At 70.3% G+C, this 18,670-nt stretch carries 16 protein-coding genes, 1 tRNA gene and 1 pseudogene; 8 read left to right on the top strand and 10 right to left on the bottom strand.

Translation table 11 applies throughout. From position 1 onward, the window contains the following. Positions 1 to 35 precede the first annotated feature (35 nt). The 6 genes from ABE438_RS07830 (at position 36) to ABE438_RS07855 (ending at position 5,708) form a co-directional block, all read left to right on the top strand. Positions 36 to 956 (top strand): iron-siderophore ABC transporter substrate-binding protein, encoded by a 921-nt coding sequence (locus ABE438_RS07830; RefSeq protein ID WP_346502024.1) that lies wholly within the window; start codon positions 36 to 38, stop codon positions 954 to 956. Further along, positions 953 to 2,002 carry a FecCD family ABC transporter permease gene (locus ABE438_RS07835; protein WP_346502025.1) on the top strand — a complete coding sequence of 350 codons (1,050 nt, stop codon included), beginning with the start codon at positions 953 to 955 and terminating at the stop codon, positions 2,000 to 2,002. Before ABE438_RS07830 ends, ABE438_RS07835 begins: the two co-directional genes overlap by 4 nt. Beyond that, positions 1,999 to 2,985 (top strand): FecCD family ABC transporter permease, encoded by a 987-nt coding sequence (locus tag ABE438_RS07840; protein ID WP_465248575.1) that lies wholly within the window; start codon positions 1,999 to 2,001, stop codon positions 2,983 to 2,985. The genes ABE438_RS07835 and ABE438_RS07840 overlap by 4 nt, the downstream gene beginning before the upstream one ends. Beyond that, positions 2,972 to 3,835 (top strand): ABC transporter ATP-binding protein, encoded by an 864-nt coding sequence (locus tag ABE438_RS07845; protein WP_346502026.1) that lies wholly within the window; start codon positions 2,972 to 2,974, stop codon positions 3,833 to 3,835. The genes ABE438_RS07840 and ABE438_RS07845 overlap by 14 nt, the downstream gene beginning before the upstream one ends. A gap of 303 nt (positions 3,836 to 4,138) precedes the next feature. Further along, a complete protein-coding gene (locus ABE438_RS07850; RefSeq protein ID WP_346502117.1) occupies positions 4,139 to 4,690 on the top strand; it encodes an RNA polymerase sigma factor in 552 nt (183 codons plus the stop codon). 46 nt (positions 4,691 to 4,736) lie between these two features. Next, entirely contained in the window at positions 4,737 to 5,708 is a 972-nt protein-coding gene (locus ABE438_RS07855; protein ID WP_346502027.1) for a FecR family protein, read from the top strand. A gap of 136 nt (positions 5,709 to 5,844) precedes the next feature. Here the strand turns inward: ABE438_RS07855 and ABE438_RS07860 are convergent. The 3 genes and pseudogenes from ABE438_RS07860 to ABE438_RS07870 form a co-directional block, all read right to left on the bottom strand. Then, positions 5,845 to 7,013: pseudogene (locus tag ABE438_RS07860) on the bottom strand (IS3 family transposase). 267 nt (positions 7,014 to 7,280) lie between these two features. Then, a tRNA-Ser gene (locus ABE438_RS07865) sits at positions 7,281 to 7,371 on the bottom strand. 273 nt (positions 7,372 to 7,644) lie between these two features. After that, positions 7,645 to 7,791 (bottom strand): hypothetical protein, encoded by a 147-nt coding sequence (locus tag ABE438_RS07870; protein WP_346502028.1) that lies wholly within the window; start codon positions 7,789 to 7,791, stop codon positions 7,645 to 7,647. 246 nt (positions 7,792 to 8,037) lie between these two features. On the opposite strand from ABE438_RS07870, the gene ABE438_RS07875 reads away from it, so the two are divergent. Beyond that, on the top strand, positions 8,038 to 8,253 hold the full coding sequence (locus ABE438_RS07875) for a hypothetical protein (RefSeq protein ID WP_346502029.1): 216 nt from the start codon (positions 8,038 to 8,040) through the stop codon (positions 8,251 to 8,253). 241 nt (positions 8,254 to 8,494) lie between these two features. Here the strand turns inward: ABE438_RS07875 and purU are convergent, their stop codons facing one another. The 6 genes from purU to ABE438_RS07905 all read right to left on the bottom strand — a co-directional run bounded on the left by purU (position 8,495) and on the right by ABE438_RS07905 (position 15,532). Continuing rightward, entirely contained in the window at positions 8,495 to 9,358 is an 864-nt protein-coding gene (gene purU / locus ABE438_RS07880) for a formyltetrahydrofolate deformylase (protein ID WP_346502030.1), read from the bottom strand. A 261-nt stretch (positions 9,359 to 9,619) separates the two neighbouring features. After that, positions 9,620 to 10,909, bottom strand: coding sequence for an amidase (locus ABE438_RS07885; RefSeq protein WP_346502031.1), 1,290 nt, complete (start codon positions 10,907 to 10,909; stop codon positions 9,620 to 9,622). A 32-nt stretch (positions 10,910 to 10,941) separates the two neighbouring features. Further along, the gene (locus tag ABE438_RS07890) at positions 10,942 to 12,216 is read right to left on the bottom strand and encodes an acyl-CoA dehydrogenase family protein (RefSeq protein ID WP_346502032.1); all 1,275 of its coding nucleotides are present in this window, start codon (positions 12,214 to 12,216) and stop codon (positions 10,942 to 10,944) included. A gap of 79 nt (positions 12,217 to 12,295) precedes the next feature. Then, the gene (locus tag ABE438_RS07895) at positions 12,296 to 13,339 is read right to left on the bottom strand and encodes a phosphotransferase family protein (protein ID WP_346502033.1); all 1,044 of its coding nucleotides are present in this window, start codon (positions 13,337 to 13,339) and stop codon (positions 12,296 to 12,298) included. 45 nt (positions 13,340 to 13,384) lie between these two features. Next, a complete protein-coding gene (locus tag ABE438_RS07900; RefSeq protein ID WP_346502034.1) occupies positions 13,385 to 14,782 on the bottom strand; it encodes a bifunctional serine/threonine-protein kinase/universal stress protein in 1,398 nt (465 codons plus the stop codon). 9 nt (positions 14,783 to 14,791) lie between these two features. Continuing rightward, complete coding sequence (locus ABE438_RS07905) at positions 14,792 to 15,532, bottom strand: metallophosphoesterase family protein (protein ID WP_346502035.1); 741 nt, start codon at positions 15,530 to 15,532, stop codon at positions 14,792 to 14,794. Positions 15,533 to 15,715: 183 nt separating this feature from the next. Here ABE438_RS07905 and ABE438_RS07910 point away from each other — a divergent pair, with 183 nt between their 5' ends. After that, positions 15,716 to 17,302: a CYTH and CHAD domain-containing protein gene (locus tag ABE438_RS07910; protein ID WP_346502036.1), complete on the top strand. Its 1,587-nt coding sequence runs from the start codon at positions 15,716 to 15,718 to the stop codon at positions 17,300 to 17,302. Positions 17,303 to 17,321: 19 nt separating this feature from the next. Here the strand turns inward: ABE438_RS07910 and ABE438_RS07915 are convergent, their stop codons facing one another. Then, entirely contained in the window at positions 17,322 to 18,560 is a 1,239-nt protein-coding gene (locus ABE438_RS07915) for an aspartate kinase (protein WP_346502037.1), read from the bottom strand. Between the last annotated feature and the right edge of the window lie 110 nt (positions 18,561 to 18,670).

Raw genomic sequence — 18,670 nt, forward strand, 5'->3', positions numbered from 1 at the left:
CTTTCCGCCTTCGCAGGCCCGGACACGGCACCGACATGCATCGCTTCCTGCTCGCGCTTCTTCTCTGCGCTTCCGCGGCCTCCACGGCCGTGGCGGCTTGCGAGGGGCGTATGGTCTCGCCGGGCCCCTCGCAGCCCGGCATCTGCATTCCGGCTGCGCCGAAACGCATCGTGGCGCTCGATCCGGCGTTGACCATGGGCATCCTGCAGGAGCTCGGCGCGCCGGTCGTGGGGGCGCCGGTAACGGCCATCCAGGAGCCGCTGGTGCGCGATGCCGCGCGGCAATCCTCGGTCGTCGATGTCGGCCACCCGCTGCAACCGAGCATCGAACGCATCATCGCCTTGAAGCCGGACCTGATCATCGGCAGCGCGGATATGCATGGGCGTCTCCGCGACAGCGCTTCCCGGATCGCGCCGACGCTGCTGATCGAACAGATGGACTGGAAGCGGCAGTATCGCCTCCTGGCGGAGATCACGGGCCACAGCGACAAGGCTCAGGCCGCTCTCGACGCCTATGAAACACGCGTCGCGGCGCTCAGGGCGCGCCTGCCGGCGACACCGGTCTCCGTTGTCCGGGTCAGGCCGGGCGGTTTCCATGTCTATCTGGACGGGCCCGCGGCCTATGCGCCCTATGCCGTGCTGCGGGATGCGGGCGTGAAGCGGACCGCTTACGAGACCACCGCGGACGGTGCGGTGCTCAAGCGACCGGACTGGGAGGAGATCGCGGCCCTCACAGGCGATGTCCTGCTCTATGTCGTGGTGAGCGGTTTCGACCCTGCGCCCGACGACGCGCTCGCGGCTTCGACCGTCGCGAACCCGTTGTGGACGATGCTGCCTGCGGTCCGATCCGGACGCGCCTATCGCGTGGACCGCGCGACCTGGATGGGATTTCACGGCATCGCCTCGGCGCATCGAGTCCTGGACGACGTCGAGCGCTTCGTCCTGAAGGCGCCATGAGCGCGAGCCGGATCATCGCCGGCTCCGATCCTGCTCCGCCTGCGCCCGCTGGGCACAAGGGCAGGGTCGTCGGCCTGATCGTGCTCGGTTGTCTTCTGATGCTCGTCGCGGCCTGGTCGGTCATGCTGGGCACCGCACGGCTTTCAGTGTCGCAGGTCCTCGGCGCCGTCTTCGCCTTCGACGGCTCGCGCGAGCACATCGTGATCGCATCGCTCCGCCTGCCGCGCCTGCTGGCCGGGCTGCTGGCGGGCGCGGGATTGGCCGTCGCGGGCGCGATCATGCAGGCGATCACGGGTAATCCGCTGGCGTCGCCCGGGCTGCTCGGCATCAATGCCGGCGCCGCCTTCGCCGTGGTCGTCGCGATCGCCGTCTTCGGCGCAGGGTCTGGCGACATCCATGTCTGGCACGCCTTCGCAGGCGCGGTCGCGGCGGCCGTCACCGTCCAGGCGCTTGGCTCGGCGGGGCGGTCCGGCGGCTCACCGCTCCGGCTGGTGCTCGCGGGTGCGGTGCTCGCCGGGTTCCTGACCTCGCTGACCACCGCAATCCTGATCTTCGACCAGGGCACGCTCGACGCGGTGCGACTGTGGACGGCCGGCACGCTCTCGGGCCGGTCCATGGCCCAGGTCGCGGCCGTCGCGCCCTATGTCCTGACGGGTCTGGTCGCCGCGCTCGCCCTGCGTCGCCATGTGACGACGCTGAGCCTGGGCCCCGACGTGGCGCGCTCCCTCGGCCAGAGCCTGCCGGTCTGGCGCGGCCTGGCCATCGCGATCGTCATCCTGCTCGCCGGCGGGTCTGTGGCGCTTGCCGGCCCGATCGGTTTCGTCGGGCTGGTCGTGCCGCACCTGGCCCGCTTCTGCGTCGGCGTCGACTATCGCTGGATCATTCCCTTCAGCGCGCTCGGCGGCTCGCTGCTGCTGATCGTGGCCGATACTGCCGGGCGCGTGCTCCTCGGCAGCCAGAGCTTTCCGGCCGGCGTGACCATGGCCCTGATCGGCGGGCCGTTCTTCGTCTGGCTGGCGCGCTATCGTGTGGGCGATCGCCGATGATGCGGATCGTGCCGCTCCTGCTCGTCACGCTTGTCGGCTTGTGCTTCGCCAGCCTCGCGCTTGGCGACATCACCATTCCCGCGCGCAAGCTGGCCCTCGCCATCGCCAACCCGGACGCTGCATCGCCGGACACGCGCATGATCCTGCTCGAGCTGCGCCTGCCGCGAGCGCTGCTGGCGCTCCTCGTCGGCATGGCGCTGGCGGTCGCCGGGACGATCGCGCAGGCGGTGATGCGCAATCCCCTGGCCGAGCCCGGCATCCTGGGGATCAACGCGGGTGCTGCGCTCGCGGCGACGCTGCTGATCGTGGCGCTGCCCGCCGCGCCCGCCGCGCTGCTGCCCTGGGCGAGCTTCGCGGGCGCCGCTGCGATGGCGAGCGCGATCTACGCCCTGTCATGGCGCGGCGGCACCTCGTCGTTGCGCATCATCCTGATCGGCATCGGCCTGAGTTCGCTGACCGGGGCGGCCACCACGCTGCTCACCGCTTTCGGCGAGATTCGCGACGTGCAGCGCGCCATGATCTGGCTTGCCGGCAGCGTCTACGATGCCGACTGGAGCAAGGTGCGGCTTCTCGCCCTCTGGCTGCCCGGCCCGCTGGTGCTGGCCTGGCTCGGTGCCCGCGAGCTCGACCTCGTCCGTTTTCGCGACGATGCGGCGCGCAGCCTCGGCCAGCGCGTCAACCTCATCCGCGCCCTGGCGATCCTGCTGTGCACGCTGATCTCCGGAGCGGCTGTCGCCGCGGCCGGCCTGATCGGCTTCGTCGGCCTGATCGCGCCCCATCTGGCGCGGCGCCTGGTCGGCCCGGCTCATGCCCGGCTGATCCCCGTCGCCGCGTTGACGGGCGGCGCGATGGTGATGGCGGCCGACCTGCTCGGGCGCACCGTCATCGCTCCCGCCCAGCTTCCGGCCGGGCTCGTCACGGCGCTGATCGGCGCGCCCTTCCTCGGCTATCTCCTATGGGGGCGGCGCCATGTCCCGGCCTGACCTGACACTGCCGCCGCCTTCGCTCGCCGCCGAGCGAGTGTCGCTCACTTACGGCGGGACGACGATCGTCGCGGGGCTCGACCTCGCCGTGCCGGAGCGCGCCTTCACCGCGCTGCTCGGCCCGAACGGCAGCGGCAAGTCCACGGTCCTGCGGGCGCTGGCCGGGCTGCTGGCGCCGCAGAAAGGCGCGATCCTTCTGGACGGGCGCTCCATCGCCGAACGCCCGGTGAAAGAGACCGCGCGGCGCATCGGCATCCTGCCGCAGGGGCCGGCCGCGCCCGAAGGGCTGACGGTGCTCGAGCTCGTCCGGCAGGGGCGTTACCCGCATCGCTCCCTGTTCGGGCGCTGGTCCCGCGCCGACGAGGATGCCTGCGCGCAGGCCCTGCGGCTGACCAGCCTGGACGCCCTGCGCGACCGCCCGCTGGACAGCCTGTCGGGCGGCCAGCTCCAGCGCGCCTGGATCGCCATGGCGCTGGCGCAGGAGACCGGCATCCTGCTGCTCGACGAGCCGACGACCTTCCTCGACCTCGCCCACCAGATCGAGCTCATGGAGCTGATCGCTTCGCTCGTCGAGGAGCGTGGCACGACCGTCGTCGCCGTCCTCCACGATCTCAACCAGGCGGCGCGCTATGCCGACCAGATGGTGTTCCTCAAGGCTGGCGAGATCGCAGCGGCCGGCGAGCCGGACAGGGTGGTCACGGCGCCTCTGGTCGAGCAGGTGTTCGGCGTCGCGGCCAGCATCGTGCCTGATCCTGTCACCGGCACGCCGATGTGCATCCCTTCTGCGAAAGGACATCGCAGCCGCCGCCGGCAACGCTGCGCCCCGTCGCGCCAGGGCGATGGGGGCTGACGTCTCGCGCCAGCTGCATCGGCCGTCGCGATCGCTGTCCGAAACGGGGCAGGGTCTGCAATTCCGCGACGCGCCTGGCGGACAAACCAGCCTAGAAAGATTATAAACTACTGTTATTGCAAGGTTTTCTGGTTTGCGCTAGTCATCTGCCGCTCGCTCGGACGCTCCGGCGGGCACGAGCCCGGCGGGCGCTGGCGGGTCGAAAGCGAGCGCATGGGGCGGGCGGCGCGATGCCGCCGTCAGGCCCGGCGCTGCCGCAGACTTGCTGGCTCGCCCTGCGTGATCCTGGACGAAACCGATTCGATGCCGACGCTGACTGGCGCCATGTCCTGCCTGAACGACGTCGATGGCAACGCGTTGCTGAACCGCGCGATCGAGGCCCATTACGAGGAGATCGTCGCGGCTGTCGGGCGGCGCGGTCATTCACGCGGTGCGGCGCGCGACATCGTCCACGACCTCTATGTCAAACTCGCCGCACGGCCGCAGATCCTGCAGGAGAAGCGTTCGATCGGCGCATTCCTCTGCCGGGCGGCGATCAATCTCGGCATAGACCGATTTCGGCGCGAGCGCTTCGAGGCGCGCCTGTTCTCCGGCAGCGAACAGGAAGCGCAGTCGGCCGTCGCCGAGGGCGCCGCGCCGGACCGGGCTCTGGCGATCGAGGCACGGATCGCGATCCTGCGCGATGCCATCGGCGCATTGCCGGTGCGCCGCCGCGCCGTCTTCATCCTGCATCGTTTTCATGGCCTCACCCCGGACGAGATCGCGCGGAAGCTCGGCATCTCCCGCAACATGGTGGACCGGCATCTGCGACGCGCGCTGGCTTCTTGCCTCGATCGCCTGCTCCAGTTCGATTAGAGGAGTCCGAAACCGGCAGGCCCATTCGTCTATCGGTTGAGGCCTGATGATCCTGAGGAACCCCATGCCGGGCAGGCGAGCGAGCCGCGCGCAGCGAAAGCGCCATGAGGATGCGGCGGACTGGCTCCTGCGCAACCGCGAAGCCGGCCAACCGCCGGCGGAGAAAGCGGCCTTCGCCGCCTGGCTCGATGAGGCCCCGGCGAACCGGCGCGCCTATGAGGCGGCCGAGCTGCTCATGGGCGAGGCCCGAACCGCCATCGCCTCCGATCCGGCACTGGCGGATTTCGAGACCAGGCCCCGCAGCACCTCCAAGCCGGTCCTCGGCACGCTCCTGGCGCTCGCCATGGCCGGCACGCTCTTCGTCGCGCTCGACGGGCCGATGCGGATGCGGGCCGATGCGATGGCAGGCACCGGCGAGACGCCGGTCTTCACGCTTTCGGACGGCTCGACGGTGCAGCTCAACGCCTCATCGGCCGTCGCCTATGATTTCACGGCCGGGAGCCGGACCGTGCGGCTGCTGCGAGGGCAGGCGTATTTCGAGGTCGCCCGTGATGCAGCGCGCCCTTTCACGGTCGAAGCGGGCACCGCTCGCGTGACCGCGCTGGGCACGGCTTTCGACGTTCGACTCGGCGACGCGGAGACGGATGTAACGGTGACGCATAACGCTGTTCTGATTGCGTTCGAGAGCGAGGGTCGGGCGACGCTGCGCGTGCAACAGGGCGAGCAGGCAGTCTATGAGCGCGCTGCGGGCACCAAAGAAGTGCGCCTTAGCGACGGTCTGACGGCGCTGGCCTGGCGCCGCAGGCAACTCGTCGTCGATAATGCGCCGCTGTCTTATGTGGTCGAGGAGATGAACCGCCATTTCTCCGGCCGGATCGTCGTCGCCAGCGGAGAGCTGGCACGACGACGCGTCAGTGGCACGCTCGCGATCGCCGACACGACGGCGGTCCTGGCCCATCTGGAGCAGGCTCTGCAGGTGACGACGAACAGGATTGGCCCGCTGATCCTCATCCGATGAGTGCAGGCCGGCGCGACATTGCCGCATTGGAAGACCCAGAACCAGTTCGCCACGTTCAGCTCTGCAAAGTCCGCATACACGGTGGTCAAAGCCATACGTCGATTGGCCTGCCCCCATCAGGTGGCCCGGTTCTAATCTAATGCATGGTGGACTTGGCGGTCGCGGTTGAGATGGCCGGCGAAGCTGGTTGGGTTTGCGCAGCCGGCCATAGCACGGCGGGCGGTGCTGGCGGCTTGTAGCCGAGCGAGGAGTGCGGACGCCGGGTATTGTAGTGCTGACGCCAGCCCTCGATGACGATCCGGGCCTCGGCGAGGCTGTAGAACAGCTCGCCGTTCAGGAGTTCGTCGCGCAGCTTGGAGTTGAAGCTCTCGCAGTAGCCGTTCTCCCACGGAGAGCCTGGCTCGATAAAGGCCGTTCGTGCGCCAACCGCCGTGATCCAATCTCGCACCGCCTTGGCGATGAACTCGGGACCGTTGTCGGAGCGAACATGCTCAGGCACGCCGCGCAGAATGAAGAGATCGGACAGGACATCAATGACGTCGGTGGACTTGAGTTTCCTGTCGATCCGGATCGCGATGCATTCCCGGGTGAACTCGCCGATCACATTTAACATGCGGAACTTCCGACCGTTATGGGTGCGATCCTCGACAAAGTCATAGGACCAGACGTGGTTTGGATGTTCCGGCCGAAGCCGCACGCAAGATCCGTCGTTCAGCCAGAGACGGCCTCTCTTCGGTTGCCTGGGCGGCACCTTCAGCCCCTCCTGACGCCAGATCCGCTCAACGCGTTTGACGTTCATCGCCCAGCCGGCGTTCGTCAGCAGGGCCGCGATCCGGCGGTAGCCTTAGCGTCCATAGCGGGTGGCGAGCTCGACAATGTCGGCGGTCAGCGCCGCATCGTCAGTGCGGCTCCTCGGAACCTTGCGTTGGATAGATCGATGCTGCGCCAGAACCCGGCACGCCAACCGCTCCGACACGTCGAACTTCTCGATGACGTGGCTGATGCAGCGACGGCGGCGGGCGGAGCTCAGTAGTTTCCCGACGCAGCTTCCCTCAGAATGAGCTTCTCCAACGTCAGATCCGAGACGGCTTTGCGCAGCCGCTCGTTCTCCGTCTCCGGATCCTTCAGGCGCTTCACCTGGTCGGACTTTAGCCCGCCAAACTCCTTGCGCCAGCGATAATACGTGAACGCCGTCACACCGATGGACCGGATCGCCTCCGCGACCGGGCGCCCTTGGGACAACAGTACGTCGACCTGGCGCAGCTTCGCGACGATATCTTCAGGCTTGTGCTTCTTCTGCGGCATCATAGGCATCCTACAAGGCTCAAAAGCCTACTTCACGGAGGACCACTTTTCAGGGGGCAGGCCAGGGGACGGGCTCGCGAATTCGGCAATGACCCCAAGGTCAGCCGGATCGGAGCAAGTGTCAAAGCGGGGTCGAATCGACGCGGGACACGGATCTGGAAGACCTGCGAGCCACGGTTCCGGGTCAGGAAAGGCACGGTGTACAATCCGGGTTACAATCCGGAACGCCGTCCTTCTAACCCATTGATCTGCAAGGGCTGGGAAATGTGGCGGAGACGGAGGGATTCGAACCCTCGATACCCTTGTGGGGTATGCTCATTTAGCAAACGAGTGCCTTCAGCCTCTCGGCCACGTCTCCGTTGGCAGGCTCTATGCCTGATCGGAGGGCGCTTTGACAAGCGCCTGTGGTGGCTCGCCGGCGAAAAGGTTGTGGGCCGGCGGTCCCGGCCTAGGGTGGAGCGCTTTACCCGGTGCTTTGGGGCTGGACGGGGTGCCGGCCGCGGCGCATCCCAGCCCGCCAGCCCGCCAGCCCGCCAGCCCGCCAGCCCGCCAGCCCGCCAGCCCGCCAGCCCGCCAGCCCGCCAGCCCGCCAGCCCGCCAGCGATGCGGCGATACTGGCCGGGACGCACCGTCAGGCGCTGCGGGCGCGGTCGAGGGCTTCGACGAAGGCGAGGGCTTCCGGCAGGGTGGCGAAGACCGGGCCGCGGCTGAGGGCGTCCTCGGCCTCCGTCAGGCCGAAGCGCACGCCGTAGCCGCCGGCCTCGCAGCGGATGGCCACGGGCCTCGGGCGGCGGCGGGATTGCGGCTGGGCCAGCGATCGCGGGGAGGGGTGCATCGATATGCCTCCAATGTCGTCGCCGTTCTCTGGCCCGTCGCAGCTGAACGGTTGCCGAACCGCTCCGTCAGGAAGGCGACAGCCGGCACGGTTGACAGGCCGCCATGGTCGCCGCCCAATATCGCGCCGCCGAGGGCTTCCCGTGTCGTGCCTCGGCGTGTCGGGAAGAAGACCATGCCGTTTCGGGCGATGACCGATCCTGCTGAACTCGAGGCCGCCGCACGCGCGCTCGACGCGGCCTGGGAGACCGTCCGGCGCCTGGGCGCCGTGATGCCGGGCTCCGAGGCCGCCGAGAAGCAGCGCCTGGCCTATCTCGTCGCGATGCTGGTGCCGCGCATGGAGGCGAGCGTCGTCGCCGAGGAGGCGGTCAAGCGCTTCCTCGCCGCGCGCACGCAGGACGAGTAGCGGCGGCGAAGGGGAAGGCAGAAGCGCTTGCGGCCGGCGTGGGGCGCGTTCCGCTCCGCGCTTCATGGCGCGCACGCTCTCGCGCCGCGGGCGCGCAAGCCGCAAGAGCTGGAGGCAAGAGCAGCAGGCTGCAACAACGCGTGTCCATGCCGCCGAGGGCAACGGCGGGCAGGAGCAGGGCAGGCGTGGGCGCGGAGCGCTCCGGCCGCCCCGCCTCGCGGAGGGCGGCCGGTAACGCTTGTCAGTCTGTGAAGACGACGGTCTTGCGGCCGTTCATCAGCACGCGGTCCTCGAGATGGTGCAGCACGGCGCGGGCGAGCACGCGGCGCTCGATGTCGCGCCCCTTGCGCACCAGGTCGTCGGGAGTGTCGCGATGGCTGATGCGCTCGACGTCCTGCTCGATGATCGGGCCTTCGTCTAGATCCTGCGTGACGTAATGCGCCGTGGCGCCGATCAGCTTCACGCCGCGCTCATGCGCCTGGTGATAGGGCTTGGCGCCCTTGAAGCCGGGCAGGAAGGAGTGGTGGATATTGATGCAGCGCCCGGCGAGTTTGGCCGAGAGCCCGTCCGAGAGGATCTGCATGTAGCGGGCTAGCACGACGAGGTCGGTGCCGCTCTCCTGCGCGATGCGCCAGATCTGCGCCTCCTGCTCCATCTTGGTCGTCCGGCTGACCGGCAGGTGGTGGAAGGGCAGGTCGCCGATATCGGTCGAGGCGATGTGCTCGCGCGGATGGTTCGAGACGATGCCGGCGACCTCCATGGGTAGCTCGCCGATGCGCCAGCGATAGAGCAGGTCGGCCAGGCAGTGGTCGAATTTCGAGACCAGCAGCAGCACGCGCTTGCGGGCCTGGCGGGCGCGCAGCGTCACGGTCATGGCGAAGCGCTGGGCCAGTTCGTCGACCTCGGCGGCGATCGCCTCGGCCGCCTTGGCTTCGTCGAGCCGGTCGAACACCACGCGCATGAAGAAGCGGCCGGTCTCGATGTCGTCGAACTGCTGGGCGTCGAGGATGTTGCAGCCGGCCTGCGAGAGCAGGGTGGAGACCGCGGCGACGATGCCGGGGCGGTCGGGGCAGGAGAGGGTGAGGATATGCGTACGGTCTGACATGGCGGCTGCCGCGCGGATGGCGGCCCTTCGGCTGGATGGCGAAACGGGAGAGGCAGGCGGGCGGGGAGCGCGCGTCGCGCTGCGGTCAACCTCGGCCGGGCGCGCGCACGCGGCCGCGCATCGCCGGGGTGGCGACGGGCTCGGTCGGGCGTGCTGCGGTCACGGGCATGGTCTCGCCATCTGTCCTGCGCGGCCGGGGAACAGCCTCCGGCCGGCGGCGACAGGGCCCCGAAAGCCCCGCAATGTCAATGCGACAGCGCGTCAGCCCTGGCGCAGCGCGCTCTCCAGCTGTGCCGCGACCCGCAGCAGCCGCTGGTCCTCGCCTGCGACGGCGCTCAGCATCAGTCCGCCCGAGCGGCCGCCATCGAGTGGCAGCGGCAGCGAGATCGAGCACAGGTCGAAGAGGTTGCAGAAGGCGGGGTTGCGCAGCATCAGCCGGTTGGCGGCGTGGAAGGTGTCGTCGTCGGCCTCCAGCGCGGCGATGGCTGGGGCCGGAACCGGCACGGTCGGCGCCAGGAAGCCGTCGAGCCCGTCGAGCAGGGTGGCGAGGCGGCGGACGAGCTGCCGGCGGGTCTCTACCGTACGCAGATAGTCGGCCGCCGGGAACGCCGTGCCGAGGCCGATGCGGGCGGCGACACGCCGGTCGAACAGGCCGGGGTCGCGCGCCATCAGTTCGCGATGCACTGCCGCGGCCTCGATCGCCACCATCGGCACCGGGAATGCTGCCTGCATCTCCTGCCAGGGAGCGTCGAGATCGACCGGTTCCAGCGTGATGCCGAGGCGCTCGATCCGGGCGAGCGCCGCGTCATAGGCGGCGACGATCGCCGGGTCGGCCTCGGCCAGGAAGCCGCCGCGGGCCACGCCGAGGCGGATGCGGGACGGGGCGAGCGGCGACGCGAGCGCGCTCTCGCGGCCGGCCAGCACATCGAACAGGGCGGCGCAGCCGGCGACGTCGCGCGCCAGCGGGCCGATCACGTCGAGGCTGGGGGCGAGCGGGAAGCAGCCCTCTGCCGGCACGCTGCCATGGCTCGGCTTCATGCCGGTGATGCCGTTGAGCGCGGCGGGTATGCGGCAGGAGCCGCCGGTGTCGGTGCCGACCGCCAGCACCGAGCTGCCCTGCGCCACCGAGACCGCGGCGCCGGAGGACGAGCCGCCGGGGATCAGCGCCGCGTCGAGCGCGTTGCCGGGCGTGCCGAAGGTCGCGTTCAGGCCGACGCCCGAGAAGGCGAACTCGCTCATATTGGTCTTGCCGATGATGACGGCACCGGCGCGGCGCAGGCGCGCCACCACGGGCGCGTCCTGCGTTGCCGGGGCCGCGTCGCGCAGCGCCGAGGAGCCGGCCCAGGTCGGCACGCCCGCAACGTCGAGCAGGTCCTTCACCGAGACGATGGTGCCGTCGAGCGGGCCGAGGGTCAGCCGGGCGGCGCGGCGCGCATCGGCGGCATCGGCCTCGGCGCGGGCGGTCTCGCCTAGCAGGCGGGTGAAGACGGGGCGCCCGTCGCCGATCCGGGACAGGATGGCTTCGAGCGCGTCGCGGACGGGGCGGGACATGGCAGGCCTCGGCAAGTGCGGGTGCCGCCGCCTCAGGAGGCGGACGGCGGGGAGTAGGGGCGCAGCCCCCCCTGTTCGGCGAAGGTGCTGCGGGGGCTGTCGCGACGCTTGCGGATCTCGGCCCGGGCGATGGTGCGTAGATGCACCTCGTCCGGCCCGTCGATGAAGCGCAGCGCCCGGCCCCAGCTGTAGATGAAGGCGAGCGGCGTGTCGTTGGAGAGCCCGCCGGCGCCGAAGACCTGGATCGCCCGGTCGGCGATCTTGGTCTGCAGCCGCGCCGCGACCACCTTGATCGCCGAGACCTCGGTGCGGGCGGCCTTGTTGCCGTGGGTGTCCATCATCCAGGCGGCGCGCAGGCAGAGCAGCCGCGCCTGGTCGATCTCCATGCGCCCCTCGGCGATCCAGTCCTGGACATTGGCGTAATCGGCGACGGCGCGGCCGAAGGCCTTCCGCTCCAGCGCCCGCTCGATCATCAGCTCGAGCGCGACCTCGCACTGGCCGATGGTGCGCATGCAATGGTGGATGCGGCCCGGGCCGAGTCGCGCCTGCGCCAGGGCGAAGCCCTCGCCTTCCTCGCCGAGCAGGTTGGCGGCCGGGACGCGGACATTGTCGAAATCGGTCTCGGTATGGCCCTCGATCGAGTAATGGTTGAGGAGCGGCAGGTTGCGCATCACGGTCAGGCCGGGCGCGTCCATCGGCACCAGGATCATGCTGTGGCGCCGGTGCGGATCGGCGTCTGGCCGCTGGTCGGAAAGGCCCATGACGATGCAGAACTTGACGTTCGGGTGCAGGGCGCCGGTGGTCCACCATTTGCGGCCGCTGACGACGTAGTCGTCGCCGTCGCGGGTGATCGTGGTCTGCAGGTTGGTCGGGTCGGAGGAGGCGACGCCCGGCTCGGTGATGCCGACGCAGGAGCGGATTTCGCCGTTCAGGAGCGGGTTCAGCCAGCGCTCGCGCTGCTCCGGCGTCGCGAACATGTGGAGGATTTCCATGTTCCCGGTGTCGGGCGCATTGCAGTTGAACACCTCGGACGACCAGTAGAACCGGCCCATGATCTCGGCCAGCGGCGCGTATTCGAGATTGCTCAGCCGCGTGCCGGGCTCGTCCGGCTTGAGGGCGGGCAGGAACAGGTTCCACAACCCCTGCGCCCGCGCCTTGGCCTTGAGGTCGTCGATCAGCGCCAGCGGATAGCGCCCGGCCTCGACCTCGTGCCGCCAGGCCGCATCGGCCGGCTGGACATGGCTGTCCATGAAGTCCTGAAGGCGGGCGCGCAGCTCGTCCACCCGGGCCGAATAGGCGAAGTCCATCGTCAGTCTCCTCGAAGCTGGTGCGTGGTGCCGGGGCGGACCGGGCCGGCGCAGTGCGGTCTCTCGGGGCTTGCGCCGCTCACGCGCCGCCCTCGACCACCGCTTCCGCCTGCCGCGCGAAATCCTCCGCCATCGCGCCGACCGCGACCGCGTCCTGCGCGGCTGCGTTGCCTGTCTTCACCCGCGCGGCGATGCCGTCGAGGATGACCGCGAAGCGGAACAGCGAGAAGGCGAGGTGGAAGCGCCCCGGACCCGAGGCCCGGCCCGCCGCCGCGCAATAGCGCGCGATATAGGCCTCCTGCGTCGGGATGCCGAGCGCCGCGCGGTCTAGCCCGGCGATGCCGCCATACATCTGCGGCGTCGAATGCCAGGGCAGGCAGGAAAAGGCGACATCCGAGAGCGGATGGCCGAGCGTCGACAGCTCCCAGTCGAGCACGGCGACGACATGGGGGGCGTCGGGAGCGAACATCAGGTTGCCGATGCGGAAATCGCCATGGACGATGGTGGTGTCCGGCGTGTCGTCGAGATGGGCCTCGAGCCAGGCCATGACGCGGTCGACGGCCGGGATGTCGCGCGTCCTGGTCTCGCGCCATTGCCGTCCCCAGCGCGCCAGCTGGCGGGCATAATAGTTGCCGGGCTTGCCATAGTCGGCGAGGCCGGCCGCCTGCCAGTCGAAGCCGTGCAGCGCCGCCAGCGTCTCCGCCATCGACATGTACATGGCGTGGCGCTGTTCCGGCGTCACGCCGGGCAGGGCGGTGTCGTGGAAGACGCGACCCTCGACGCGCTCCATCAGATAGAAGGGCGTGCCGACGACATCCTCCGCCTCGTGCAGCAGCAGCACCGGCGGCACCGGCACGGCCGAGCCGGCCAGCGCCTTGAGAATGCGGTATTCGCGCTCGACGGCATGGGCGGAGGGTAGGAGCGGGCCCGGCGGCTTCTTGCGCAGCACGAGCCGGGTCTGCGTGTCGGGATAGCTCAGGAAGAAGGAGGGGTTGGACTGGCCGCCGCCGATGCGCTCGAGGCTCATCGGGCCGATGGCCCGGGCGGGCAGGGCGGAACGCAGGAAGGCGTCGAGCCGGTCCGGGGCGAACTCGGTCACGGCGGAGGCGTCGGTCGCGGTCATGCCGGCATCATCCGAAGCGGTCGCCGGAAGGTCAATGCGTTCCGCTCAGGGCTCGCCCCCGCTCCGGACGCGCACCACCGAGACCGAGCAGCGCGCTTCCGCCACCACCTTGCTCGAGACGCTGCCGAGATGGCGCCGCAAGGCCGACGAGGCGCGCGCGCCGATGACGATATGGTCGATCTCGTTATGCTCGGCATAGCGCAGGATCGCCTCGCCGGCGCTGACGGCCTCCAGCACGTGATAGCTGATCCGCTCCTCCGGCAGGCCGAGCGGCCGGGCCCAGTCCTTCAGCGCGACCAGCCGGCCGATATAGAGCGAGCGGCCCTGCGCATCGACGCTGCGCGTCTCGCCGATCAGCTCGGTCCGGAGCACGCTGACGCAGGCGAGCCAGGAATCGGCCCGCGCCGCGACCAGCCGCCCTGTCTCGGCCAGGATCGCCGCCGCGAGATCGCCCTGGGCCGCGTCGAGATCGACCGCGCAGAGGATGAGCGCCGGTCCCGCCTGCCGCCGCGCCTGTGTCGGTGTGCCGGTCATTTCGCGCTCGTCGCGCTTCTGGAACAGGTCGAGCAGGCGCCGCGGCAGGCCGCGCCGCGAGACCGGGCCTCGCTTCCCGACCGTGACCTGCTCGGGATGGCGCAGGTCGAAGGCGACCTTGGCGGCGTCGGCATAGCGCCGGCCGCGATCCACCTCCAGGCAGCGCGCGACGATCTCCTCGAGCCAGGCCGGGATGTCGGGCGCGAGCAGCCGCAGCGGCTTCGGCGCGTGATAGAGCCGCCGCTTCATGCCCGGCACGGTGCGCGGACGGCCGAAGGGCTCTTCCCCGCCGGCGAGCTGGTAGAGGATGCAGCCCAGCGCGAAGATGTCGCTGGCCGGGTCGGAGCGCTCGCCCAGCACCTGTTCCGGCGCCATGTAGGCGGCGGTGCCCATCGGCAGCGCGCTCTCCTCGCCGAGCAGGTCGGGCAGCAGCGCGTGTCGGGCCAGGCCGAAATCGAGCAGCACGGCGGTGTCGCCGTCGAGGATGACGTTCTCGGGTTTGAGGTCGAGGTGGACGACGCCCTGCCGGTGCAGGTCGGCCAGTGCGGTCGCGATCGCCAGCCCGATGCGCGCCACCTCCGCGGCTGGCAGCGGCGCGGCGCGGACTCGGCTCCCCAGGCTGTCGCCGCGCACATAGCCCATGGCAAGATAGGGCGTGGTCGCGAGGTCGCCTGCGGCGATGAAGCGGGGGACGTGCGGGCCGGAGAGCCGGCGGTGGATCAGCTCTTCCGCCTCATAGCCGAGAATGGCCGAGACGTCGCCGCCCGGGTCGAGGAAGGGGATCTTCAGCACCAGCGGCCCGTGATGCTCGGGATGTGCGGCGAGCCAGAGCGTAGCCATGCCGCCGGCCTTTAGCGGCGCGGTCAGGGTGAAGCCGTCGATCACGTCGCCCACCGCCTGCCGCTGCATCGCCTCCTCCTATCGCCCGACATGCAGGCGTTCGCCGAGCCAGTCCGGCAGGCCCGCGGCCTTGATCTTCGCGGCGGTCGCCTGCGTGTCGTAGGGCAGCCGCAGCATGGTCATCTCGGCCCGGCCTGTATCGAGCAGGCCGAGGCAGGCGGCCGGATTGCCGTCGCGCGGCTGTCCGACCGAGCCGGTCACCACGACATGACGGCGCATGGCCGAAAGCGGAGCCGCGACGTCGGCATAGGGCGTGAACGCCACCGGCTCGCGGCCGGGCAGGGCATAGAAGATCGTCGGCAGATGGGTATGGCCGCAGATCACGGTCCGGGCGTCGGTCGCCGCGAGGCAGGCCGCGGCGTCGCCGCCGGTGCGGACATAGGGCCAGCGCCGCGACTCGTCGGCACTGGCGTGGACGAAGAGCACCTCGCCGATCCGCACCTCCTGCGGCAGCCCGGCGAGGAAGGTGCGGTCGCTCTCGCCGAGCCGGGCGCGGGTCCACAGCGCCGCCTCATGGGCGTTCGGCGTCATGCCATAGGGGCCGGCGAGGGCGGCCTCGTCATGGTTGCCGCGAATGCATAGCGCGCCCTGCGCCACCAGCCTCGCCGCGGTTTCGACCACGAAGCCGGGATCGGGGCCGTAACCGACGAGGTCGCCGAGCAGCACGATCCGGTCCGGCGCCAGCCGCGGCAAGACGGCCAGCACCGCTTCGAGCGCCTCGCGATTGGCATGGATGTCGGAGAGAATAGCGATGCGCATGGCCTGCGGAGGGACAAGGGTCGGACAGAGGGCATGGTGGCAAAGCCGGCGCGGCGCGGCCATTGGCCTTTCGCCGTGCAGCGGCGGCGTGTCGCCGGCGTTTGTGCGGTGCGGGCGGGTGACAGCGGCCGTGCGGCGCGGCTAGTCTGCCGCCGCGTCGGCTTTGCGCGAAGGGATGTCCTGGTGGAGACCGTGTCGAACCCGAATGCCCCGCCGGCCGCGCCGCGTCCGCCCGCCGCGGCGCCGCGCGAGATCGAGCTGAAGCTCTCGGCCTCGCCCGAGGCTCTGGCGGCGATCCGGGACTGCGATCTCGTTGCGCGCCACGCCCGCAACCGCGGTAGCGTCCGCCGCCTGCACGCGGTTTATTACGATACGCCCGACCGCCTGCTCGACGCTGCCGGCATCGCCTTGCGCGTCCGCCGCAGCGGCAGCCGCCATGTCATGACGGTCAAGCGCCCGGCCGGCGATGACCCGCTGGCGCGCCTCGAATGGGAGGTGCCGGTGCCGGACGAGCGGCCGGACCTCTCCCTGCTGCCGCTGGCCGAGATCGGCGAGCCGCTCGCCGATCTCGATCCTGCGACGCTGGTGCCGGCCTTCGTCACCCGCATCCGGCGCCGCCTGATGCGGCTCGACGTCGAGGGCAGCGAGATCGAGATCGCGCTCGACGACGGCGAGGTCGAGGCCGGCGGCACGAGCGAACCTGTCCACGAGGTCGAGCTGGAGCTGGTGAAGGGCGAGCCGGCGCAGCTCTATGTCTTCGGCCGCGCGCTGCTCGAGGTCGCGCCGCTGACGCTGGAAACCGAGACCAAGTCCGGCCGCGGCCATCGGCTCGCCTATGGCGCGGGGCTGGCGGCGCGCAAGGCGAGGCCCGTCGCGCTCTCGCCCCAGGACAATGTCGACGCCGCCCTGGCCGCGATCCTCGCCAACGGCCACGCCCATCTCGTCGGCAACATCTCGCCGGTGCTGCGCTCGGGCCGGCCGGAGGCGGTGCACCAGATGCGCGTCGCGCTGCGGCGCCTGCGTTCGGCGCTGACCCTGTTCCGGCGCGAGCTCGGCTCGCCGGCGCTCGGGGCGCTGACCGGCGAGGCGCGCAGCCTCGGCCATGCGCTCGGCCCGGCCCGCAACTGGGACGTGTTCGCGACCCAGACCCTGCCGACGATCGTCCAGGAAGGGCTCGACGATGTCGGGCTCGCGGCGCTCGATGAGGCCGCGGCGCCGCATCGAGCGGCGAGCTATGAGCGCGTGCACGCCGCCCTGGCGAGCCTGGAGGTCAACGGCTTCTTCCTGTCGCTCGGTGCGGCGATCGAGCGGCGCGTCTGGCGCAGCGACATGTCCGGCGAAGCGCTCGGCACGCTCGGCGAGCCGATCGGCAGCTTCGCGGCGCGCATCCTGTCGCGCAGCCATCGCAAGGTCCTGCGCCGGGGCCGGCATTTCGGCCGGCTCGATCCGGAGGCGCGCCACGAGCTGCGCCTGGCGCTGAAGAAGCTGCGCTACATGGTGGAGTTCTTCCTGCCGCTGCATGCCGGACGGCCGGCTGCGCGCCGCTATCTCGCGCGCATGCAGGCGCTGCAGGAGGCGCTCGGCCTCGCCAACGACGCCGCGACGACGCAGGAGCTTCTCGCGACGCTGCGGGCGGAGAGCGAGGCGCCCGGCCTGCAGTTCGCGGCCGGGGCGGTGCTGGGCTGGCAGCGGCGCGCTGCGGTCGAGGGCTCGCGCCGCCTGCGCAAGAGCTGGCGGAAATTCGAGGCCGCGACGCCGTTCTGGACCTGAACCGGTCCGGCGCGGCGCCTCAGGCCGCGTCGAGCCCGTAGAGAGAGTGCAGCGTGCGCACCGCGAGCTCGGTGTATTCGGCGTCGATCAGCACCGAGAACTTGATCTCGGAGGTGGTGATCGCGCGGATGTTGATGCCCTTCTCGGCCAGCGCGCGGAAGGCGCGGGCGGCGACGCCGGCATGGCTGCGCATGCCGACGCCGATGGCCGAGACCTTCACCACGTCGGTGGCGCCCTGCATGTCCTCATAGGCGATCGCCTCGCGCTTGCTCTCGAGCAGAGCCCGGGCGCGCTCGTAGTCGGCGGTCGGCACCGTGAAGGTGATGTCGGTGGTGGCGCGGTCGTCGGAGACGACCTGGATGATCATGTCGACGTTGATGTTGGCGTCGGACAGCGGGCCGAAGATCGCGGCGGCGACGCCGGGCTTGTCGGCCACGCGCCGGAGCGTGATCTGGGCTTCGTCGCGCGAGAACGCGATGCCGGTGACGATCTGCTGTTCCACGATGTCGTCCTCGTCGCAGATGAGGGTGCCAGGGTTGGGATTGTCCGGGTCGTCGAACGAGGAGCGCACATAGGTCGGCACACGCTGGACCATCGCGATCTCGACGGAGCGCACCTGCAGCACCTTCGAGCCCAGCGAGGCCATCTCCAGCATCTCCTCGAAGGAGACCTTGTCCATGCGGCGGGCCTTCGGCACCACGCGCGGATCGGTCGTGTAGACGCCGTCGACATCGGTGTAGATGTCGCAGCGATCGGCCTTGAGCCCGGCGGCCAGCGCGACGGCGCTGGTGTCCGAGCCGCCGCGGCCGAGCGTGACGATGCGCTGGGTGCGCGGGTTCACGCCCTGGAAGCCGGAGCAGACGGCGATTTCGCGGTTGCGGTCGAAGCCGGCGACGATGCCGGCGCCGTCGACACCCTCGATGCGGGCGGCGCCATGCACGTCGGAACCGTAGATCGGCACCTGCCAGCCCTGCCAGGAGCGGGCGGGTAGCCCCATCTCCTGCAGCACGATCGCCATCAGCCCGGAGGTGACCTGCTCGCCTGAGGCGACGACGGCGTCGTATTCGGCCTGGTCGAAGCGCGGCGAGGCCTCCTTGCACCAGGCGACCAACTCGTTGGTCTTGCCGGCCATGGCGGACACGACCACCGCGACCTCGTTGCCGGCGTCGTATTCGCGTTTGACGTGGCGGGCCGCGTTCCGGATGCGCTCAACGGTGGCGACGGACGTACCGCCGAATTTCATCACCAGACGGGCCATGGCGTCCAAAGACTCTCAAACCGAAGGTCCGGCGCGGTCGCCGGGACAAAAGGCGCCCTCGCATCGGGCACGGGGCGCGTGTAGATGACGGGGACGGGTGGAAGTGTCAA

This window comes from Allobosea sp. TWI1241 (genome assembly GCF_039673065.1).
Classification (GTDB): Bacteria; Pseudomonadota; Alphaproteobacteria; order Rhizobiales; family Beijerinckiaceae; genus Allobosea.

What these genes read in the sequence shown, in the direction of transcription:
- ABE438_RS07830 (WP_346502024.1), top strand. Translation starts at nt 36, where the DNA reads ATGCATCGCTTCCTGCTCGCGCTTCTTCTCTGCGCTTCCGCGGCCTCC.
- ABE438_RS07835 (WP_346502025.1), top strand. Translation starts at nt 953, where the DNA reads ATGAGCGCGAGCCGGATCATCGCCGGCTCCGATCCTGCTCCGCCTGCG.
- ABE438_RS07840 (WP_465248575.1), top strand. Translation starts at nt 1,999, where the DNA reads ATGATGCGGATCGTGCCGCTCCTGCTCGTCACGCTTGTCGGCTTGTGC.
- ABE438_RS07845 (WP_346502026.1), top strand. Translation starts at nt 2,972, where the DNA reads ATGTCCCGGCCTGACCTGACACTGCCGCCGCCTTCGCTCGCCGCCGAG.
- ABE438_RS07850 (WP_346502117.1), top strand. Translation starts at nt 4,139, where the DNA reads ATGCCGACGCTGACTGGCGCCATGTCCTGCCTGAACGACGTCGATGGC.
- ABE438_RS07855 (WP_346502027.1), top strand. Translation starts at nt 4,737, where the DNA reads ATGATCCTGAGGAACCCCATGCCGGGCAGGCGAGCGAGCCGCGCGCAG.
- ABE438_RS07875 (WP_346502029.1), top strand. Translation starts at nt 8,038, where the DNA reads ATGACCGATCCTGCTGAACTCGAGGCCGCCGCACGCGCGCTCGACGCG.
- purU (WP_346502030.1), bottom strand. Translation starts at nt 9,358, where the DNA reads ATGTCAGACCGTACGCATATCCTCACCCTCTCCTGCCCCGACCGCCCC.
- ABE438_RS07885 (WP_346502031.1), bottom strand. Translation starts at nt 10,909, where the DNA reads ATGTCCCGCCCCGTCCGCGACGCGCTCGAAGCCATCCTGTCCCGGATC.
- ABE438_RS07890 (WP_346502032.1), bottom strand. Translation starts at nt 12,216, where the DNA reads ATGGACTTCGCCTATTCGGCCCGGGTGGACGAGCTGCGCGCCCGCCTT.
- ABE438_RS07895 (WP_346502033.1), bottom strand. Translation starts at nt 13,339, where the DNA reads ATGACCGCGACCGACGCCTCCGCCGTGACCGAGTTCGCCCCGGACCGG.
- ABE438_RS07900 (WP_346502034.1), bottom strand. Translation starts at nt 14,782, where the DNA reads ATGCAGCGGCAGGCGGTGGGCGACGTGATCGACGGCTTCACCCTGACC.
- ABE438_RS07905 (WP_346502035.1), bottom strand. Translation starts at nt 15,532, where the DNA reads ATGCGCATCGCTATTCTCTCCGACATCCATGCCAATCGCGAGGCGCTC.
- ABE438_RS07915 (WP_346502037.1), bottom strand. Translation starts at nt 18,560, where the DNA reads ATGGCCCGTCTGGTGATGAAATTCGGCGGTACGTCCGTCGCCACCGTT.